Source organism: Pseudomonas sp. IT-P218 (assembly GCF_949767605.1).
GTDB lineage: Bacteria > Pseudomonadota > Gammaproteobacteria > Pseudomonadales > Pseudomonadaceae > Aquipseudomonas > Aquipseudomonas putida_AE.
Genome location: NZ_CATKQQ010000068.1, coordinates 1 through 522 on the forward strand (window position 1 = coordinate 1; position 522 = coordinate 522).

Annotated in this window: 1 protein-coding gene; it reads right to left on the bottom strand. The window is 58.6% G+C overall.

Annotation, left to right across the window (positions count from 1 at the left end):
- Window positions 1-454: IS110 family transposase (locus ACM6I6_RS26170; RefSeq protein WP_414920907.1), on the bottom strand; the 454-nt coding region annotated here is incomplete at its 3' end.
- Between the last annotated feature and the right edge of the window lie 68 nt (window positions 455-522).

The window sequence follows — 522 nt, forward strand, 5'->3', positions numbered from 1 at the left end:
CGACACCGTGCTCGAGCAGCAGGCCGCGCATCTGATTACTGACGGCCGTGCGCCGACGCACATAGCCCTGACGGGCGCGATGCAACGCCTGCATGGCCAGCGCCGCGACGCTTTTGACCGGTACTGCGCAGATTTTTTCATCGCGACCAGCCCGCAGAATCGCCAACGCATCGTTGCGATCATTTTTTGGCCCACTGCGATGTTTGGCCACCAAACCGGCTGGAAGAATCCGCGCCGAATTACCTTGGTCTTGCAGTTGCCGGGCCCAGGCTTGAGCACCCGGACCGGTCTCCATCAAAACCACAACATGAGGCGGCAACTTTTGGAGAAACTCATAGAACGCCTCGCGCGACTTGATCCGTTGCTCGAAGCGCACCTGGCCGAGAACATCTTCACCGGCGACCTGAAAAACCTGCTTGGCCAGATCGACCGCCAAGGTTGTGCAGGCCGACAAATCGGTAGAAGACAGGGATTGATCAATCGAACTATGCTTTTTCATGGACTCGCCCTCGCTGCCGTTGG